Source organism: Mycobacterium sp., assembly GCF_044342925.1.
In the GTDB taxonomy this organism is placed as follows: domain Bacteria; phylum Actinomycetota; class Actinomycetes; order Mycobacteriales; family Mycobacteriaceae; genus Mycobacterium.
Window position 1 is genome coordinate 14,202 of record NZ_JBIIOV010000010.1, and the last position, 19,187, is coordinate 33,388.

At 67.2% G+C, this 19,187-nt stretch carries 20 protein-coding genes; 1 reads left to right on the forward strand and 19 read right to left on the reverse strand.

What is annotated here, in order from left to right:
• Nucleotides 1-37 precede the first annotated feature (37 nt).
• From nuoD to ADBZ6I_RS02390, 17 genes are all read right to left on the reverse strand, one after another.
• The gene (nuoD, locus tag ADBZ6I_RS02310) at nucleotides 38-1,357 is read right to left on the reverse strand and encodes an NADH dehydrogenase (quinone) subunit D (protein WP_526380456.1); all 1,320 of its coding nucleotides are present in this window, start codon (nucleotides 1,355-1,357) and stop codon (nucleotides 38-40) included.
• On the reverse strand, nucleotides 1,357-1,983 hold the full coding sequence (locus tag ADBZ6I_RS02315; protein WP_396894606.1) for an NADH-quinone oxidoreductase subunit C: 627 nt from the start codon (nucleotides 1,981-1,983) through the stop codon (nucleotides 1,357-1,359). The genes nuoD and ADBZ6I_RS02315 overlap by 1 nt, the downstream gene beginning before the upstream one ends.
• Nucleotides 1,984-2,024: 41 nt before the next feature.
• Nucleotides 2,025-2,579, reverse strand: a complete 555-nt coding sequence (locus ADBZ6I_RS02320) for an NADH-quinone oxidoreductase subunit B (RefSeq protein ID WP_526380458.1) — start codon at nucleotides 2,577-2,579, stop codon at nucleotides 2,025-2,027.
• Between the two features lie 19 nt (nucleotides 2,580-2,598).
• Entirely contained in the window at nucleotides 2,599-2,970 is a 372-nt protein-coding gene (locus tag ADBZ6I_RS02325) for an NADH-quinone oxidoreductase subunit A (RefSeq protein ID WP_313674873.1), read from the reverse strand.
• A 54-nt stretch (nucleotides 2,971-3,024) separates the two neighbouring features.
• Nucleotides 3,025-3,426, reverse strand: coding sequence for an Rv3143 family two-component system response regulator (locus ADBZ6I_RS02330; protein ID WP_526380490.1), 402 nt, complete (start codon nucleotides 3,424-3,426; stop codon nucleotides 3,025-3,027).
• Nucleotides 3,427-3,656: 230 nt separating this feature from the next.
• The gene (locus tag ADBZ6I_RS02335; RefSeq protein WP_526380461.1) at nucleotides 3,657-4,535 is read right to left on the reverse strand and encodes a formylglycine-generating enzyme family protein; all 879 of its coding nucleotides are present in this window, start codon (nucleotides 4,533-4,535) and stop codon (nucleotides 3,657-3,659) included.
• Complete coding sequence (locus tag ADBZ6I_RS02340; protein ID WP_526380492.1) at nucleotides 4,532-5,485, reverse strand: HAD family hydrolase; 954 nt, start codon at nucleotides 5,483-5,485, stop codon at nucleotides 4,532-4,534. Before ADBZ6I_RS02340 ends, ADBZ6I_RS02335 begins: the two co-directional genes overlap by 4 nt.
• Complete coding sequence (locus tag ADBZ6I_RS02345; protein WP_526380463.1) at nucleotides 5,482-7,026, reverse strand: arylsulfatase; 1,545 nt, start codon at nucleotides 7,024-7,026, stop codon at nucleotides 5,482-5,484. Before ADBZ6I_RS02345 ends, ADBZ6I_RS02340 begins: the two co-directional genes overlap by 4 nt.
• 217 nt (nucleotides 7,027-7,243) lie before the next feature.
• Nucleotides 7,244-7,627, reverse strand: a complete 384-nt coding sequence (locus tag ADBZ6I_RS02350; protein ID WP_526380465.1) for a nuclear transport factor 2 family protein — start codon at nucleotides 7,625-7,627, stop codon at nucleotides 7,244-7,246.
• A gap of 88 nt (nucleotides 7,628-7,715) precedes the next feature.
• Nucleotides 7,716-7,994 (reverse strand): hypothetical protein, encoded by a 279-nt coding sequence (locus tag ADBZ6I_RS02355; RefSeq protein WP_526380467.1) that lies wholly within the window; start codon nucleotides 7,992-7,994, stop codon nucleotides 7,716-7,718.
• 145 nt (nucleotides 7,995-8,139) lie between these two features.
• Entirely contained in the window at nucleotides 8,140-9,600 is a 1,461-nt protein-coding gene (locus ADBZ6I_RS02360; protein WP_526380469.1) for a phosphotransferase family protein, read from the reverse strand.
• Entirely contained in the window at nucleotides 9,597-10,835 is a 1,239-nt protein-coding gene (locus ADBZ6I_RS02365; RefSeq protein ID WP_526380471.1) for an acyl-CoA dehydrogenase family protein, read from the reverse strand. The genes ADBZ6I_RS02360 and ADBZ6I_RS02365 overlap by 4 nt, the downstream gene beginning before the upstream one ends.
• Before the next feature lie 4 nt (nucleotides 10,836-10,839).
• Complete coding sequence (locus ADBZ6I_RS02370; protein ID WP_526380473.1) at nucleotides 10,840-11,487, reverse strand: TetR/AcrR family transcriptional regulator; 648 nt, start codon at nucleotides 11,485-11,487, stop codon at nucleotides 10,840-10,842.
• Between the two features lie 3 nt (nucleotides 11,488-11,490).
• Nucleotides 11,491-12,393 (reverse strand): hydroxymethylglutaryl-CoA lyase, encoded by a 903-nt coding sequence (locus ADBZ6I_RS02375; RefSeq protein ID WP_526380475.1) that lies wholly within the window; start codon nucleotides 12,391-12,393, stop codon nucleotides 11,491-11,493.
• Nucleotides 12,390-13,598, reverse strand: a complete 1,209-nt coding sequence (locus ADBZ6I_RS02380; protein WP_526380477.1) for a CaiB/BaiF CoA transferase family protein — start codon at nucleotides 13,596-13,598, stop codon at nucleotides 12,390-12,392. The genes ADBZ6I_RS02375 and ADBZ6I_RS02380 overlap by 4 nt, the downstream gene beginning before the upstream one ends.
• Complete coding sequence (locus ADBZ6I_RS02385) at nucleotides 13,591-14,772, reverse strand: alpha/beta fold hydrolase (RefSeq protein ID WP_526380479.1); 1,182 nt, start codon at nucleotides 14,770-14,772, stop codon at nucleotides 13,591-13,593. The genes ADBZ6I_RS02380 and ADBZ6I_RS02385 overlap by 8 nt, the downstream gene beginning before the upstream one ends.
• Nucleotides 14,772-15,887, reverse strand: a complete 1,116-nt coding sequence (locus ADBZ6I_RS02390) for a homogentisate 1,2-dioxygenase (protein ID WP_526380481.1) — start codon at nucleotides 15,885-15,887, stop codon at nucleotides 14,772-14,774. Before ADBZ6I_RS02390 ends, ADBZ6I_RS02385 begins: the two co-directional genes overlap by 1 nt.
• Before the next feature lie 193 nt (nucleotides 15,888-16,080).
• Between ADBZ6I_RS02390 and ADBZ6I_RS02395 the strand changes: the two genes are divergently transcribed.
• Nucleotides 16,081-17,058 carry an alpha/beta hydrolase gene (locus ADBZ6I_RS02395; protein ID WP_526380483.1) on the forward strand — a complete coding sequence of 326 codons (978 nt, stop codon included), beginning with the start codon at nucleotides 16,081-16,083 and terminating at the stop codon, nucleotides 17,056-17,058.
• Between the two features lie 135 nt (nucleotides 17,059-17,193).
• On the opposite strand, the gene ADBZ6I_RS02400 is transcribed toward ADBZ6I_RS02395, so the two are convergent.
• Entirely contained in the window at nucleotides 17,194-18,408 is a 1,215-nt protein-coding gene (locus ADBZ6I_RS02400) for an acyl-CoA dehydrogenase family protein (RefSeq protein ID WP_526380485.1), read from the reverse strand.
• Nucleotides 18,409-18,454: 46 nt separating this feature from the next.
• A partial coding sequence (locus tag ADBZ6I_RS02405) for an acyl-CoA dehydrogenase family protein (RefSeq protein ID WP_526380487.1) occupies nucleotides 18,455-19,187 on the reverse strand: 733 nt, incomplete at its 5' end.

Sequence of the window (19,187 nt, forward strand, 5' to 3'; positions counted from 1 at the left end):
AGCGCTCATCGGGACCCCTTGCTCTTCGCGCAAGCGCTCATCGATCCACGCCCCCCATCACCGGGTCGATGCTCGCCACCGCGGCGATCACGTCGGCCACCATGCCGCCTTCGCACATCGCTGCCACCGCTTGCAGATTGGTGAAGCTGGGGTCGCGGTAGTGCACCCGGTACGGACGGGTGCCGCCGTCGGAGACCATGTGCACGCCGAGTTCGCCGCGCGGTGACTCCACCGCGGTGTACACCTGGCCGGCCGGGACCCGGAAGCCCTCGGTGACGATCTTGAAGTGGTGGATGAGGCCTTCCATCGACGTGCCCATGATGCGGGCGATATGGGCGGGAGAGTTGCCCAGCCCGTCCGGTCCGAGTTGCAGATCCGCGGGCCAGGCCAGCTTCTTGTCCTCGATCATCACCGGGCCCGGCCCGATGTCTGCGAGGCGTTCCAGACACTGGCGCGCGATCTTCACCGATTCGTGCATCTCACCGACCCGGATCAGATAGCGGCCGTAGCAGTCGGCGGTGTCGGCGGTGATCACGTCGAAGTCGTAATCCTCATAGCCGCAATAGGGTTGGGTCTTGCGCAGGTCGTGCGGCAGGCCGGTGGAGCGCAGCACCGGACCGGTGATGCCCAGCGCCATACAGCCGGTGAGGTCGAGGTATCCGACGCCCTGGGTGCGGGCTTTCCAGATGTAATTCTCGGTGAGCAGATCGGCCAGTTCGTTCAGCCGGCCGGGCAGGATCTTCAGCAGTTCGGCGACCCGTTGCGGCCCGTCGTCGGGCAGGTCGGCGGCCAGGCCACCCGGGCGGATGTAGGCGTTGTTCATCCGCAGGCCGGTGATGGCCTCGAACACCGTGAGGATCAGTTCGCGTTCCCGGAACCCGAAGAACATCGGCGTCATCGCGCCCAGTTCCATTCCGCCGGTGGCCAGCGCCACCAGGTGTGAGGAGATCCGGTTGAGTTCCATCAGCATCACCCGGACCACTGACGCGCGCGCCGGGATGGCGTCGGTGATGCCCAGCAGCCGCTCCACCCCGAGGCAGTAGGCGGTTTCGTTGAAGAACGGCGACAGGTAATCCATCCTGGTCACGAAGGTGACGCCCTGAGTCCAGTTGCGGTACTCCAGGTTCTTCTCGATCCCGGTGTGCAGAAAGCCGATGCCGCAACGGGCTTCGACCACCGTCTCGCCTTCGATCTCCAGGATCAGCCGCAGCACTCCGTGGGTGGACGGGTGCTGCGGGCCCATGTTGACCACGATCCGTTCCCCGGCCACACCCTCTCGGGCGGCGTCGACGATATCGTCCCAATCCTGGCCGCCCAGAACGACAACGGTCTCCGGCTCGAAAGACTGGGGGGCCATCAGCGGTACGACCTGCGCTGGTCGGGTGGGGGAATCTGGGCACCCTCAAATTCGACGGGCACGCCACCCAAGGGGTAATCCTTGCGCTGGGGATGGCCGACCCAGTCGTCGGGCATCTCGATGCGGGTCAGACCTGGGTGACCGTCGAAGATGATGCCGAAAAAGTCGTAGGTCTCCCGCTCGTGCCAGTCGCAGGTCGGGTACACCGAAAACAGTGACGGGATATGCGGATCGTCGTCTGGGCAGGCCACTTCGAGGTGGATGCGCCGGTTGTGGGTGATCGACATCAGCGGGTAGAAGGCGTGCAATTCGCGGCCGGTGTCGTCGGGGTAGTGCACTCCCGAGACCCCGCAACATAATTCGAATCGCAGCGCTTCGTCGTCGCGCAGCGCGGAGGCGACCTGGAGCAGGTGCTCGCGGCGGATGTCGAGGGTGAGTTGGTCGCGGTGGACCACCACCCGCTCGACGGCGGCCTCGACGACGTCCGGCCCGAGCACCTCGGCGAGCCGGTCGACGATCTCGTCGAAGTAGCCGCCGTAGGGACGCGGGGTGCTGCCCGGGAGGGTCACGGGCCGCACCAGCCGGCCGTAGCCGGAGGTGTCGCCGGTGCCGGTACTGCCGAACATGCCCCGGCGCACGCCGATGACCTCGCGCTCCTCCCCGCCGGTCACCGCAGCAGACCCTTCAGTTCAATCGTCGGTCGGGCCGCCAGTGCAGCCTGCTCGGCGGCAGCCACCGCTTCGACCCGGTTCACACCCAGCGGCATCTCGGAGATTTTGGCGTGCAGCGCCAGAATCGCGTTGAGCAGCATCTCCGGTCGCGGCGGGCACCCGGGCAGGTAAATGTCTACGGGGACCACGTGATCCACCCCCTGGACTATGGCGTAGTTGTTGAACATGCCGCCGCTGGAGGCGCAGACGCCCATGGCCAGCACCCATTTGGGTTCGGCCATCTGGTCGTAGACCTGACGCAGCACCGGGGCCATCTTCTGGCTCACCCTTCCGGCGACGATCATCAGGTCGGCCTGGCGCGGGGTGGCCGAGAACCGCTCCATGCCGAACCGGGCAATGTCGAAACGAGGTGAGGCCGTCGCCATCATTTCGATTGCGCAGCAGGCTAATCCGAACGTCGCCGGCCACAGTGATCCGGCCCGGACGAAGCCGGCGACTTTCTCCACCGTGGACAGCAGGATGCCGCCCGGCAGCGATTCCTCAAGTCCCACCCTTACATCCCCGTTCCGTCTAGTCCCACTCCAGGCCGCCGCGGCGCCACACGTAGGCGTACGCGACGAACACTGTCGCCATGAAGATCACCATCTCGACCAGCGCGAAAGTGCCCAGCCGGTCGAACGACACCGCCCACGGGTACAGAAAGACGATCTCGATGTCGAAGACGATGAACAACATGGCCGTCAGGTAGTACTTGATCGGGAATCGCTGACCCACCGGTGCCCGTCCGTCATGGCTGGCCACCGGCTCGATCCCGCACTCGTAGGCGGCCAGCTTGGCGCGGTTGTAGCGCCGCGGACCGACGACCAGCGCCACCACCACCGACACCACCGCGAACGCCGCCGCGATCGCCGCCAAAACCAAAATCGGCGCGTAGAGGCTCATGGCCGGCCCACCCCTGACATATCACTGTGATCTCAACCACAGCCTAGCCGGGGACTACTGAACCGGTGAGCGCAACAGGCCGACCACCGCGGCGCCCAGCCGCATCGGGTCGATCGGCTGTGGAACGGCCGCCTCGGCCCGCGACCAGTTGGCCAGCCAGGCGTCGTCGGCCCGACCGGTGAGCACCAGGATCGGCGGGCAGTCGGTGATCTCGTCCTTGAGCTGCTTGGCGATCCCCAGCCCACCCACTGGGGCCGCCTCGCCGTCGAGAATCACCAGGTCAAACCCGCCGGCATCCATCAGCTGGATCACCATGGGACCGGTCGCGACATCGGTGTAAGACAACTCCGGCAAGTCCGGATGCACCCGGGTGCCCAGCGCCAGCCGGACCTGCTCACGGGTCCGGGCGTTGCTGCTGTAGTTCAGGACACGCAGCGGACGGCTCACAGGGCCGATGCTATGCCTTCGCACCGGTTCAGCGGACGAAGACCGCGTCCACTTCACCCTGCGCGGTGACCCGCACGCAGTCCTGCCCCTGTCGCTCGGCCGGCGCGTGCAGCGAGATCGGCAGCATGGTGCCGACACCGCTCGACGGTGCGGCTTGGCCCTATTCGCATGTCTCGAGACATGGGAAGCCTGGTGTCCCGAGACAGCACTAGTCCCCGCCCGCCAGCCTCAGATGACGGCTAGCGCTTCACGCAGCGAAAACCGATGTGGCTCATACCGGTGTCGATCATCTGGGGCCGGCGCGCCGCGGGCCGGTAGCGCAGGCAGTAGGTGTCCGCGCACAGAAACGAGCCACCCTTGATGACCTTGCGCGGAACCTTGAACTGGGGCTGCGCAGAGTCGTAGCTGCCGGCCTCGCAACACGGGTCACCGGCGCGGGTGTCGCCGTACCAGTCGCTGGTCCACTCCCAGACGTTGCCGGCTGTGTCGAACAGCCCGTACCCGTTGGGCGGGTAGCTCCCGACCGGGCTGGTTCGTCCGTAACCGGCGGCGGGGCGCCAGGGGAATTCGCCGTGCCAGTAGTTGGCCAGCCGCTGGTCGGGCTGCTCCGGTTCATCACCCCAGGTGTAGGTCGCCTGATGAAGCCCGCCTCGGGCGGCGGTCTCCCACTCCGCTTCGGTGGGCAACGCGAGTCCGGCCCACGCGGCGTAGGCCTCGGCGTCCTCGTAGGCAACGTGGACGACTGGGTGGTCGGCACGTTGGGCGATCGATGAGAGCGGTCCCACTGGTCGACGCCACGATGCGCCGGGAGTCCAGGTCCACCACTGGCTGAGGTGCCGCAAGTCGACCGGGCCGCTGGTGCGATGGAACACCATCGAACCCGGTTGCAGGTTCGCCACCGGCGCGCCGGGATAGTCCGCGGGGTTCAGCGGGCGTTCGGCGACGGTGACATATCCGGTGGCGTCGATGAATTCGGCGAACTCGGTGTTGGTCACCGGACGTTTCTGGATCTGGAAACCCTCGACCGCGACCTGTCGCACCGGCGCTTCCTCCGGGTAGTGCCGGTCGGATCCGAGCGCCGTTGTCTGTGCGGGAATCCGCACCAGACCAGCCGTCACTCAGAGGATCCCCGGTCGCTTCGCTCCGGCCCGCCGGCAAAAACGGTCGCCCACTCATCGCGCATGCTTGCCACCGCCCAGCCGGCCGCGGCTGCCAGGTCGAGGGCACGTTCGGCCCCTGCGGTGTAGCTGAATTCGCGGGTCTCATCGTCGTGCAACACCAGCATGCCCATCGACGGCCCCTGTGTAGCGTCGGTGAACTGGAGCATCTCGATATCGCCGTTGGAGTTGCCTGCGGCGAAGATCGGTCGTCGCCCCGTACGACCCCAGATCCGGACTGCCTTGGCCGGGCCGTCGTTGACGAACTCCGGCCTTGACGTGGTCAGCAGTTTGCCGTCGGTGAAGTCCAGCCCGACGGAGCTGCCGATCACTCGTTCCGGCGGTATCCCATACATCTGATCGGTCACCGGCCGCATGAAGTCACGGCCCCCGCCTGAGGCGACATAGTTGATGAACCCGTTCGCTTCGAGATAGCGCAGCAACTCCACCATCGGTGCGTACCCGCACGAGGTGTACGCGCGGCCCAGGGTCGGATGCGTGGCGTCGGTGAAGAACTGCTTCACCCGCTCCGCATGCTGCTCGACGGTCAAGCCCTCGTACGCCGAATAGATACCGTCGGCGAGCATCTCCAACCCGGAGTCGTCGCCGTTGTAGTGCTTGTTGACGACATCTTCGAACCACCCCAGGTCACCGGAGGCCGCAGCGGCGTACGGCTGCCGCGTCGTCAATGCGGAATCGGCGGCCACCTGTTCGGTCAGCCGGCGAACGAGGAAGTCCAACTGGACCAGTGCCGGCTTCTCCACCCACAGCGTGCCGTCGTTGTCGAAGACCGCGATACGCGCCTCTGGCTCAACGTAATCCGGCCCCTCTGTGGTGACCCGGCCGACGAAGTCCGAGATCGCCGACTTCGTCGGTCCTTCACGCCAGAAACTGAGTCCCGCCAAGCTCAGCCGCCCGCCGATCCCATGGCGTTCTTCATTTTTTCCACCGCGGCGAGGATTGTGAACGACGAGGGCTCGGCTCGCGGCGGGAACTCCTTGAAGGTGTCCAGGAACCGCAACACGAGCGCATTGCCGTAAAGCATGATGAAGGGCCGGTCCATCACCCAGTCCCAGTAGGTGTTGGACGTGACGTCGGCATGCTCGAATGGATCGGTGCGCAGGTTGAACAGCTTCGGTGCACGCAGTTCGGTGAACGGCTCGAGCCAGATCTGGAGCGTGCCCTGGCACCGTTGCTCGAGGAACACTACTTTCCAGTTCTCGTAGCGAATCCCCAGAACGTCGCATTCGTCGGAGAAGTAGATCAACCCCCGGCGCGGGCTCTCATCTTCCTCGCCGGTCAGGTACGGCAGCAGGTTGTAGCCGTCGATATGCACGTGATAGGTCTTCTTGTCGATCGTGTGGCCCTGTTTCAGCTTGTCGACAATGGTCGGCTCGCCGGCGGCAGCCAGGATTGTCGGCAGCCAATCCTGGTGCCGCACAATCTCATTGGAGACAACACCGGCCGGGATTTTGCCGGGCCAGCGAATCATCTCTGGCACCCGGAATGCGCCCTCCCAGCCGGTGTTCTTCTCACTACGGAACGGGGTGGTGGCGCCATCGGGCCAGCTGTTGGCGTGTGGGCCGTTGTCGGTGGAGTACATGACGATGGTGTCCTCGGCGATACCAAGCTCATCGAGGCAGTCCAGTAGCTGGCCGACGTGGCCGTCGTGGTCGATCATGGTGTCGTGGTACTCGGACTGCCAGCGACCGGACTGTCCGACGCTCTCGGGTTTGGTGTGGGTGCGGAAGTGCATATGCGTCATGTTCATCCACACGAAGAACGGTGTGTCCGACTCGGCCTGGCGCCGGATGAAGTCGACGCACGCCCCGGTGGTCTCGTCGTCGATGGTCTCCATCCGCTTGCGGGTCAGCGGCCCGGTGTCCTCGATGCGCTGCCTGCCTGCCGGCCCGAACCGCTCATCGACCTCACCGGAGTCCTCCTCGGTGGCCCAGGAGCGGATGACGCCGCGCGGAAGCAGTCGGCTGCGCAGCAGTGGCGCTTCTTCCTCGGTCGGGTAGTCCGGATTCTCCGGCTCCTCTTCGGCGTTGAGGTGGTAGAGATTGCCGAAGAACTCATCGAAACCGTGCGCAGTCGGCAGGTGCTTGTTCAGGTCGCCGAGGTGGTTCTTGCCGAACTGTCCGGTGGCATATCCCAGCGGCTTGAGCAGTTCGGCGATCGTCGGGTCTTCCGCCGATAGACCCATATCAACGCCGGGCATGCCGACCTTGCTCAGTCCAGTTCGATACACGCTCTGGCCGGTGATGAACGCCGACCGGCCCGCGGTGCAACTCTGCTCGCCGTAGGAGTCGGTGAATCGCATCCCCTCCTTGGCGACCCGATCAATGTTGGGCGTGCGGTAACCCATCAGTCCGTCGCTGTAGCAGCTCAGGTTGGTGATGCCGATGTCATCGCCCCAGATCACCAGGATGTTCGGCTTGCCTTCAGGCATTGACGGCCCCCGCTCCAGCTCACGTCGTCGAACTTTCTCATCGGACTCTACGCGGATTTGGCAATGCGCCCGACGTTAATGGCTGCCCTCTTCCGGCATTGACTACGCCGCTGCGCGGGGCACCGCTGGGAGCGGTTGGTCATGCGGCAACCATCGACCTGTGTGATCCGGGCGGCAAGTCTCTCCAGATTCCAGATCCCTGATCGGACCGCGGCAGTCAGCCGGTCGCCAGCGCCGCGAGATCAGCGGAATCGAGGTACTCGTCGATGCGGTTGATCAGACCGTCGCCGGCGAGTTTGACGATCAGGCAAGCACGGAAGGTCACCGGACTTCCGCTCACCGCGGTGGCGTGGACGATGTGTTGCTGGACGAAGCCGCCGTCGAACAGTTGGCGGTCGAGCACCTCGTAGCGGCGATCTGCGGTGTTGGCGACGAACCATTCGATCACCGTCAGCGCGCGGGGCTTGTCGCGTTCCCGGCCGCCGCCCAGCCGCCACACGACGACGTCGTCGGACCACATCCCGGCCAGCGCCGCGACATCGCCTCGCTCGATGGCGGCGAACATCCGGTCGGCGACGGCGGCTACTTCGGTGGGAGTCATGGGTCCATCGTCGGGCATGGGCCCGGACAGGCAAAGGCTCCCCGCCCCGAACGGGGAGCCTTTGCGCGTCGTGGAGACGAGGTGATGACTAGCCGGTCGGCTCCGGCTCCGGCTCCGGCTCCGGAGTCACCGTGATGGTGGCGTTCGCCAGCGCCTTGGGCAGCCCCGGGTTGTCCGGCTTGGCTGCCACCAGGGCGCCCAGCACACCGGCCGCACCGCCGCCGGACTTGGCGATCTGCGAGATGGCCTGTCCGGGAGGAGCGGGGGGCTTGTCGCCGTTGCCGGAGTTGCCGGGCTTGGCGCCCGCCAGCGGTGCCGACGCGATGGCGGCGGCGGCCAGGGCAGCTGCTGCGATCTTCCACTTCATTCTTGGGGTGCTCCTGTCGCGATGATCCGTGATCGGGACCCGATCACCCCTTCGACACTAATGCAATCCTCAGGTCATTCCGCAAATGATTTTGATGCGGCCAAATGTCTTCTTAACTGTGTTGGCGACGTTTATGACGCCGCCGTCAGCTAACTGCAGCATCGCCGTATCCGGGATGGGATATTGCCAGCCTGTGACCCACCAGTGCTCTCAGGCAGGCCAGGACGTCGGATTGCCGGCCGTCGAGTTCGCCCGCCCGGATCGCCGCTGCCAGGTCTGCTTCGGACGCGTAGCCCAGCCCGGCCAATGCAGCCCGCGGCGCGTCGGGGGATTCGTCGAGCAGTTCGCGTTCCACGATTCGCAGGGCGTTCGCGGCGACGAGTGCGTGGAAGTTCACCGCGCCCGACGTGGTGGCCCGCACGTCTGTTTCGAGGAACTCCGCGACCGCGGCGACGAGTTCGGCGGCGGTCGGCCGGCCGGTGCTGGTCGGGGTGGCTTCGCGTCGAGTCGACGATGCCGCCGAGGGACGAGGCGGAGGAGGAGCGAGACCATCGGGACGTCGAGTCGACGATGCCGCCGAGGGACGAGGCGGAGGAGGAGCGAGACCATCGGCTCCCAGCAGATCCACGATGTCCCACTCGGTCTCGCACACCCGTCGCCCGATCGCGGCGAGTTCGACCGAACGCAGCTGCCCGGATAGGTGGCGTTCGGCCTGGCCGCGGCAGATCACGCCCCACTTCAGGGTGGACAGCACCTGCCACCAGTGCAGCGTGGACCGGTCCACCGGTGCCCCGCCGGCCCGTTCGTAGGCTGCGATGAACTGCTCGACACTGCCCAGGCCGCCGGCGCCCAGCGCGGCGGGCGCCCCAAACCGCCAGGCCCGGATACAGAACCAGGCCAGGTCTTCGTAGACCTCGCCGATATGAACCAGCTCCCAGTCCAGCACCGCGGCCAGCACCGGCACCGCAGGGGCCGACGGTGGCCCGAGTCCCTCGACGATGAGATTGCCCATCCGGAAATCGCCGTGCACCAACACCGTCGGCGACGCCGACGGCCGGTTGGCGGCCAGCCAGCGGAACGCCCACTCGAAAGTGGCTGTGGCGTCGGCCATCTCGTCGAGCCGCCCGCGCCACTCGGCGAGCTGGTCCTGGGTCTCCAGTCCGTCGGCGTCGGCGCGGGCGCGGTGGATGGCCGCCAGGGCTCGCGCGCACTGCTCCAGCAGGTGGCTGCGACCGGCATCGTCGAGGGTGCGCTGGATGCGGCGCACGATGGTCTCGCCGGCGATCTCGTCGCAGATCAGGAACGGGCTGCCCAGGGCGGCAGCTGAATCCGAGGCGACGACGATGCGCGGCACCGGTGCGCCGGCCTGCGCGGCGGCTGCCTGCGCCGCAGCTTCCAGCTCCATGCCGGCGTAATGCCCAGCGAGCTCGGATGGCGGGGCGGTGCGCAGGATGAGCCGGCGGCGGTGTTCTCCGGTGATGGCCTCGAAGGAGAAGGTAGTTCTGCTGGCGCCGCCGGTGAGCAGGTGCACATCACGCACGACGGTCGCCGCGCCGAGGATCGGCGCCAGCACCCGGGTGAGATCGTCGGCCAGCTGGTCGGTCACGTCCGGCCGAACCGGAACATTCGCTGCGCAACCCGGCGCATCTGAATCTCCTCGGCGCCCTCGGTGATTCGGTACCGGCGGTGGTGGCGGTAGATGTGCTCGAACGGCTCATGGCGGCTGTAACCGATCCCGCCGTGGATCTGCATGGCCCGGTCGGCGGCTTCGCACACCAGGCGGTTGGCCCGGTAGTTGGCCATCGACACCTTGTCGGACACCTCGATGTGGTGGTTGCGGTCCAGTTCCCAGGCGGCGTAGTAGACCAGCAGTCGCACCATCTGGGCCTCGGTCTGCAACTCCACCAGCGGCCATTGCACGGCCTGGTTGACGGCCAGGGGTTTACCGAAAGTCACCCGCTTCCGTGCGTAGTCGACTGCCCGGTCGATGCAGTACTGCGCGGCGCCGAGACTGCTGGCGGCCTGCCGGATGCGGTTCTCGTGCAGGAAGGTCTGCGCCACTTCCAGACCGCGGTCCACCTCGCCCAGCACGGCGTCGGCCGGAATCCGCACATTGCTCAGTTCGACCTCGCCGTGGTCGCTGGGCATGTTGAAGGTCCACCAGTAGTACGGCACCTCGAATCCCGCTGCGTCGCAGGGCACCAGGAACGCGGTGATACCCAGCGCCTGTCCCGGCTCGCCGGAGGTGCGGGCGAACACCAGGTCGTGGGTGGCGCGGTGCACGCCGGTGTTCCACCGCTTGGAGCCGTTGATCACCCAGGAGTCGCCGTCGCGGCGGGCGGTGGTCTCCAGCCAGGTGGCGTCGGAGCCGTGGTCCGGTTCGGTCAGGCCGAATGCCATGGACCGCGTGCCGGTGAGCATGGCTTCGATCCACTCGGCCTTCTGCTCCTCGGTGCCGAACCGGTCCATCATGATGACCTGGGGGAAGTTGCCGACGATCGAGGACTCATCCTGCAGGTCGTTGTGCAGACCGAGGCCCTTGTGTGCCAGATGTTCCCGGATCACCGCCATGTCGAGGTTGGTGCCATCGCGACCGCCGAACTTCGAGGGCAGGCCGTAGCGCAGCCAGCCCGCGGCGTCGGCGCGGCGGCGCATCTCGTCAAGTAGGTCCTCCCATTCGCGGCGCGGCACCCCGCCGTTGTCCAGGTCGGTGCGGGCGAATTCGCGGCGCCGGTCGAAGTACTGCATGTGCTCACGTTCCAGCGGCGTGATCTCGGCGTTGATGAAGGCGTCCATCTCGGCCAGCAGCGGCGGAAGGTGCTCCGGCAGTGTGAAATCCACGTGGTTACTCCTGAGCTTGCGAACCGTACAGGGTTTTGCGCCAAATGGCGGACAGCGCCGCGACGGCGTCGGCATCGGACATGTGCACCCCCAGCGGGCCGGTGTCGCTGCGCAGGCACACGGTGGTGAACTGCTCGAAGAGCAGGGCCAGCGCCAGGGCGGTGTGGTCGACCATGAGATCGCGGGCGTAGCCCTGCTGATGCGCGCAGCGCACCGACGCCGCGAAGATCTCCATTCCGAAACGGCGGAATTCGTGCTGCAGCGCGGCGAATCGCGGATCGGTGGCGGCCAGCTGGTCGACCGCGACCATGATGCCGATGTGCCGTTTGAACATCTCCCAGTAGGCGCTGACCGCCGAGGTGAAGAACGCGACGTCCTGTGCGGACTGCGGCAGCCGCACTCCCTTCCACGACGGCTGGACGACGTCGTGCAGGAAGGACTCCGCCATGACGGCGAGCAGATCCTCCTTGTCGGCGAAGTACCGGTAGAACGCCGCCGGTGACCGGTCGGCGGCCGAGGTGATATCCGACAGGGTGGTGCCGTGAAAACCGCGCTGGCTGAACAGGATCCGGGCGGCGTCCTCGATGGCCTGCCGGGTCTGGCGGCCTTTGCTGCTCAGGGTGAGTGCGGTGACCGGCGTCCGTGTGGTCATAGCTCAGCCGGAAAGCCGGTCGCCTGCGCGTAGCAGCGAGCTGGGCAGCTCATGGCCGACCAGGGTGCGGGCCACCCGCGCCGCTTCGATCGCTGCCTCTAGGTCGACGTCGACGCCGATCCCGCTGTCGCGCAACAGGTACACCAGGTCCTCGGTGGCGATGTTGCCGCTGGCGCCAGGCGCGAACGGGCAGCCGCCGAGCCCACCGACCGAGGAATCCAACCGCGTGACGCCCGCGGTGACGGCGGCCCATGCACTGGCCAACCCGGACCCGCGGGTGTTGTGGAAGTGCGCGCCCAGGGGCCGATCGCCGACGCGGGGTCGGACCAGGTTCACCAGTTCGGTGACCCGGCCGGGTGTGGCGGTGCCGATGGTGTCGGCGATGGCGATCCGGTCGGCCCCGCGCTCGCAGGCCGCGTCGACCACGTCCAGCACCCGCTGTGGCGGGGTGGGTCCGTCGAAGGGGCAGTCCCAGGAGGTGGAGATGATCACCTCCACCGCGGCTCCGGCGTCGTGGGCGATTGCGGTGATGTCGGCGATCTGTGCGGCGGCCTCGGCGCTGGTTCGCCCGACGTTGGCCCGGCTGTGGCCGTCGGCGGCGGACACCACGTATTCCAGTGATCGGAATCCCGCGGCGATGGCCCGGTGCGCCCCGTTCGGGCTGGCGACCAGTGCGGAGAACTCGATGTCGGGGTAATCGGAAAGGGCGGCGGCCAGTTCGGGGGCGTCGGCCAGGGCCGGCACCTTCGACGGCGAGACGAACGCGGTGGCTTCCACCTCGCGCACACCGGTCGCGGCGATGGCCGCCAGCATTTCCAGCTTGGCCGCCAGCGGGATCGGTTCCTCGATCTGAAGGCCGTCGCGCAGGGCGACCTCGCGGATGGTGACGTGCGATGCGGTGTTCACAGCACTCCTCTTTCGGTGAGTTCGGCCAGCTCTTCGGAGCTCAGGCCCAGGAGCTCACGGTATATCTCGTCGTTGTGCTGGGCCGGACGCGCCGAGCCGGAGGAGCGGACTCCGCCGGGGCTCTCGGAGAGCACCGGGACCACCCCGGGCCCCAGCACCGGGCGGCCGATGCCCTGGTGGAAGTGCTCGACGAGCATGCCGCGGGCGCGAAACTGCGGATCGCGCACCACGTCCGCAACGGTGTTGATCGGCCCGGCGATCACCCCGGCGGCGCTGAGGATGTCGATGACGTCCTGCGGCTGCCGGGTGGCCGCCCACGCGCCGATGACGGCGTCCAGTTCGTCCTGGTTGCGGCCGCGGGCGATGTGGTCGACGAACCGCTCGTCTGCTGCCAGTTCGGGGGAGTCCATCGCCGCGCACAGCCGGCGGAACACGGTGTCCTGGTTGGCCGCGATCACCACCCAGCTGCCGTCGGCGGTGCGATAGATATTCGACGGCGCAATGCCTTCCAGCCGGGTGCCCGACGGTCCGCGCACCACGCCACCGGCGTCGTAATCGGGGATGGTGGATTCCTGCACCGCCAGGCAGGCCTCGGTCAGCGCGACATCCACCACCTGACCCTCACCGGTGACGGTGCGCCGGTACAGCGCGGCCAGCGCGCCCTGGGCGGCGAACATCCCGGCCAGGGTGTCGCCCAACGACAGGGCCAGCCGAGGCGGCGGACCGCCCGGGAAGCCGTTCATGTGCCGCAGGCCGCTGACGGCCTCGGCCACCGAGGCGTAGCCGGCCTTGCCGGCGTCCGGGCCGGTCTGGCCGTAGCCGGACACGCGCACCAGGATGATGCCCGGATTACGTTGCTTGAGAACGTCATAGCCGAGGTTCCACTTTTCCAGCGTGCCGGGCCGGAAGTTCTCGACGATGATGTCGGAACGCTCGACCAGATCCAGGAACAGCTCGCGGCCGCGCTGCTCGCGCAGGTTGAGTGTCACGGCCTTCTTGTTGCGGGCGTGCACCGTCCAGAAGAAATGGTGTCCGTCCACGTCGGCCTGACCCCAGTTGCGCAGCGGGTCGGGGGAGCCGGGCGGCTCGATCTTGACGACGTCGGCGCCCATGTCGCCCAGCAGCCGCCCCGCGAACGGCCCGGAGATCAGCGTGCCGACCTCGATGACCCGGATGCCGTCCAGAGCCCCGGGAGCGTCAGTCATTCACCGCCTCCGAAAGACCATGCCGCGCAAGCCAATCGGAGGCCACCTCAATTGCCTGAGCCAGCGTCTCGCGCTGGTCGGGGCCGGCGTAGTAGTGATTGGCCCCGGGGATCTCGTGCATCTCCTTATCCGGATGCCCGATCGCCTCGAAAAGCCGGCGGGTGTGGCTGGGTGTGCAGGCGTCATCGGCGAGGTTGCCGATCACCAGGGTGGGCACCGCGATGTCGTGCCCGCAGACGATCCCGTCGGCATGGGCGTCGTCGTAGCTCCACTGCGACAACCAGCTTCGCAGGGTCGAGAACCGAGCCAGCCCGACCGGAGAGTTGTTGACCACCCGCGGCTCGCCCAGATAGCAGGTACCGGGCTTGCGTTCGTTGGGGTCGACGGTCGGGTCCAGCCAGCGCGGGTCGGCCATGGTGCCGTAGACGACAAAGCAGTGCTCCTCGTCGCCCCGGCCCTCGGCGTTGAGTTCGGCCAGTTTGTCCTTGACCCAGGCGGTGATTCGCCGGTTCCGGGCGATCTGCGCCGCCCGGAAGCGCTCCAGGAACTCCGCCGCGTACGGCGGCTGGTTCGGGTTGTCCGGGTTGTAGAGGTCCAGTTCCGGGTCGCGTTTCGACGGGTCGGACTCGTCGAGGATCGACGGGTCGATCCACTCGGTGAGCGTGCCGTGCCGGCTGATGTGGGCGGCCAGCAGCATCACGGCGTCGGCCGGGATCAGGCCCAGTTTCGTCAGGTCCGGGCCGTCGCCGGACGGGCTGGCCGTCACGGTGGGCTTCTGGGCCTGCTGCTGGTAGAACAGCGACAGCGAGCCGCCTCCGCTCCAGCCGGCCAGCACCACCTTGGTGTAGCCCAGCCGGTTCTTGGCGTCGGAGATGACCTCGCCGAGGTCCTGGACTACCTTCTCCATCAGTAGGGCGGAGTCGGTGCCGCGGAAGCGGCTGCCCGCGTAGATGACGTGGTGGCCGGCGCGGGCCAGCGCGTTGACCATCGGCAGATACGCGCCGCCGCCGATCGGGTGCATGAATACCACCGCGGTGTCGCTGGATACGTTCGGTTTGAGCTGATAGCACTCCAGCACGACGATTTCGGCGAGCCCGCCGTAGACGTCGCGGACCCCCGAATCATTCTGGTAGGCAACCAGATACGGGACGCGTTCGTAGTTGTGCTTTGCCATTAGTGCTGGCCCATATCCGCCGCGAGAACAGCCGCTGACGGCCTGAGCCGGCGCCGGGTGTCGACGGCGATGACCTTCCAGTCGACCGTGGAGAACTCGTCGAACTTGCTGCGCGCAAACTCGCGGGCGCGCTCGGGAGCCCCGTGGTGCACGCCCTGCGGGGCGTGGCTGATCAGGCCCGCCGGCATCGGCATGCCGTAGAGGTGGCCGCCGTGGAAGAAGGCGATCTCGTCGAAGTCGACGTTGCGGTGATACCACGGGGTGCGTTCGGTGCCCGGCCGTCCCTCAGCCGGCTTGGGCAGGAAGTTGCAGACGTACACCCCCGTCGCCTCCATGAACAGGTGCACCATCGGGGGCAAGTGGACGCTGTCGGAGGTGACCACGTTGTAGTCGTCGATGTTGAAGGTGAAGGGGAAGTTGTCCCCGCGCCAGCCCTCCACGTCCAGCGGGTGGTGCTTATAGGACAGCGACGTGCTCTCCACCCCGTCGACCGGACGGTGCCGCAGTCTGACCTCGTAGCTGTCGCGGCCGTCGTCGTCGTGCGGCTGGGCTTCGGGGATGGTGGCCAGGCCCGGGTCGAAGGGCCAGTGCCGGCCGAGCGGGCCGGCGGGCGGGGTCCGGAACTCGTCGGTGGCCTCGATCATCAGCCACGTGCTGGGAATGCCGCTGGCCGGGTCCGGCAGCTGCCGCCAGGTCAGGGCCTTGGGCAGATACACCCAGTCACCGGGGCGGTAGGGGAGCGGCCCGAACTCGGTCTCCAGCAGGCCGCTGCCCTCGTGGACGAAGCACAGCAGATCGCCGTCGATGTGGCGCACAAAGAAGGGCATGGCCTCGGTGCGCCGGCTCAGCAGAATTCGGCAGTCGTCGTTGGAGAACAGCAGCAGCGGTGCGCCGTCGGCGTCGGCGGCGTCGGCGGGTTCGAGTTGGGCCGCCAGCACGTCGACCGGCTTCAGCGGCCCCTTCGCACGGAACCGGGTCGGGTCGTTACGGCGCATCATGGTGGCGGTGCGTCCGGTGAACCCGCTGCGGCCGAGTTCGTCGTCCTTGAGGCCGTTGAGATCGGCGTGCAGCCGCCGCGGCATGCTGCCTTTCTGCTGCTGGACGAAGGATTCCATGGACTCTCCCGGGGCTCGATAACAAAAGTAAATTGAACTTCACTTTATTTTCCGACGGTCGTGGCGTCAAACGTGTAACGCCCCGCAAGGGGGCGCGCGATAAGCCGAGCGAGTTTCGCGCAAGGCACAACGCCGTGTTTTACTCGACGCTGCACTTGACGTCCAAGGGGTAAGAGAAAGCTGGGGTGGATTGGTGAATTCCGTCTACAACAAGGTGCGGACATGGTCGCGCCGACTCGCTGTTTCGGCTGTCGCCGCGGCAGCGGTTCCGGGTCTGGTCGGCCTGGCCGGTGAGACAGCCACCGCGGGAGCGTTCTCTCGCCCGGGGCTTCCGGTCGAGTACCTGGATGTTCCGTCGCCGTCGATGGGCCGCAACATCCGCGTTCAGTTCCAGAGCGGCGGGCCCAACTCGCCGAACGTCTGGCTGCTCGACGGCCTGCGTGCCCAGGATGACTACAACGGCTGGGACATCAACACCCAGGCGTTCGAGTGGTACCTGGACTCCGGCCTGTCGGTCTCGATGCCGGTCGGTGGGCAGTCCAGCTTCTACGCGGACTGGTACCGCCCCGCCTGCGGCAAGGCCGGTTGTTCCACCTACAAGTGGGAGACCTTCCTGACCTCTGAGGCGCCGGCGTGGCTGAAGGCCAACAAGGACGTGCGGCCCACCAACAACGCCGCCATCGGACTGTCGATGGCCGGCTCGGCCTCGATGACCCTGGCCGCCTGGCACCCCGGCCAGTTCACCTACGCCGCCTCGCTGTCGGGCTTCCTGAACCCGTCCGAGGGCTGGTGGCCCGGGCTGATCAACGTCTCGATGGGTGACGCCGGTGGCTACAAGTCCAACGACATGTGGGGCCCGTCCAGCGATCCCGCCTGGCAGCGCAACGACCCGATGGTGCAGATCCCGCGCCTGGTGGGCAACAACACCCGCCTCTGGGTGTACTGCGGTAACGGCCAGCCCAACGAGTTGGGCGGCGGCGACCTGCCGGCCACCTTCCTCGAAGGCCTGACCATCCGCACCAACCGCACCTTCCGCGACAACTACCTCGCGGCCGGTGGGCGCAACGGTGTGTTCAACTTCCCCGACAACGGCACGCACAACTGGGCGTACTGGGGTCGCGAGCTTCAGGCCATGAAGCCCGACCTGCAGCGGGTTCTCAACGGCGGCTAGTCCGGTCGACGAACGAAAGCGGGCCCCGGCATCACGCCGGGGCCCGCTTTCGTTTACCTGACCCTTTCGCCGAGACTGCGGTGAGATCGTCGAAGCGCCCCGCGCCTCGATCTGTGCGCAGGCTCGGCGGGGAGGTCACTTCAGCTCGGCCGAACTCAGGCCCAGCAGGCGGCGCGCCACCACCAGCAGCTGGATCTGCTGGGTGCCCTCGAAGATGTCGAGGATCTTGGAATCCCGCGCCCACTTCTCCAGCAGGGTGTGCTCGGAATAGCCGGTGGTGCCGGCCATTTCGACGGCCTTGAGGGTGATGTCGCTGCCGACCCGGGCGGCCTTGGCCTTGCCCATCGAGGCTTCTTTGGAGTTCGGAATCCCGTTGTCCGCCTGCCACGCCGAACGCACGGTGAGCAGATAGCCCGACTCCCAGTCGGCCTCCATGCGCAGGAATTCCGCTGCCGCGGCGCTCTGCGCATGAGCGGGCTTGTCGTAGGAGATATCCACCCCGGCCTCGGTGAGGATCCGGCGCAGGTCCTCCAGCGCGGCGCGGGCCACCCCGACAGCCATCGCCGCCACGATCGGCCGGGTGTTGTCGAAGGTCTCCATCACCCCGGCGAAGCCCTTCTCCACCTGGATCTCCGGGCTGCCGAGCAGGTTCTCCTTGGGAATCCGCGCGTTCTCGAAGCGGATGGCGGCGGTGTCGGAGGCCTTGATGCCCAGTTTGTGCTCCAGGCGCTCGACGGTGACGCCGGGATGCTCGCGCGGCACGATGAACGACTTGATGGCGGCCCGGCCGCGTGCCTTGTCCAGCGTCGCCCACACCACGATGTGGGAGGCCCGCGACCCGGCGGTGACGTAGATCTTCTCGCCGTTGATGACGTACTCGTCGCCGTCGAGCACCGCCGTGGTGGTCACCGCGGCCGAGTCTGATCCGAACGACGGCTCGGTGATGGCCATCGAGGCCCAGACGTCGTTGCCCAGCCGGGCCAGTTGCTCGTCGGTGGCCACCCCGGAGACGGCGGCGTTACCCAGTCCCTGACGCGGCACGCTGAGCAGCAGTGCGACATCGCCCCAGGCGATTTCCACGGCGTTGAGCAACGCGGACATGTTGGCGCCGTTGCGGTTTCCCTTCGGCCCGCTGTCGGAGTCGCGGAAGGCCTCGGTACCGGCGAAGGAGATGGTCTTGGCGGCGGTGATGCCCTCGAACATGCTCGCTACGGTGTCGAGTTCGACGGGGTAGGCGTGCTCGTTGAGGTCGTACTTGCGCGAGATGGGCCGCAGGACCTCGGCGGCACCCTTGTGCGCCATCTCGATCACGGCTTCCAGCTTCTTGGGGAATTCGAGATTGATTGCCATGGTTGGTCTTTCGGTTTCGAGGTGGGCTGGGGCGGTTTCAGGGGACCTAGAGGACCACGACACCCTCGGCGATGCCGACGGCTCGCAGATCGCGGTACCAGCGCTCCACCGGGTGCTCCTTGGTGTACCCGTGGCCGCCGAGCAGTTGCACACCGTCGAGACCGATCTGCATGCCCTTGTCGGTCGCCAGCTTCTTGGCCAGCGCGGCCTCCCGGGCAAACGGCAGGCCCTGGTCGGCGCGGGACGCCCCGCGCCAGGTGATCAGCCGCAGCCCGTCGAGCTCGATCGCGATGTTGGCGCACATGAAGGCCACTGATTGCCGGCGCGCGATCGGCTCGCCGAACGCCTCGCGCTCCTTGATGTAGGGCACAACGTAGTCCAGCACCGCGTGCGAGGTGCCGACGGCCAGGGCTGCCCAGCCGAGCCGGGACAGCGCAATGGCTTCGGAATAGGACTGGGCATAGTCGGCGTCCGAACCCTCCTCGCCGAGGCGCGCTGAGAGTGGCACCGACACCTTGTCCAGCTGCACCTGCCCGATCGCGGCGGCCCGGATTCCCATGCTGCGGTCGGCCTTGACGGTGACGCCGGCGGTGTCGGCTTCGACGATGAACAGGGCGGGCTTGCCGTTGAGTTGCGCTGCCACCACGAACAATTCGGCATCGGCGGCAGCAGGCACCAGGGACTTGACGCCGTCGAGGCGGTAGCCGCTCGGGGTGCGCACCGCGGTGGTCTTGAGCATGGTCGGGTCGAACAGCGGCTGCGGCTCGACGATGACCAGG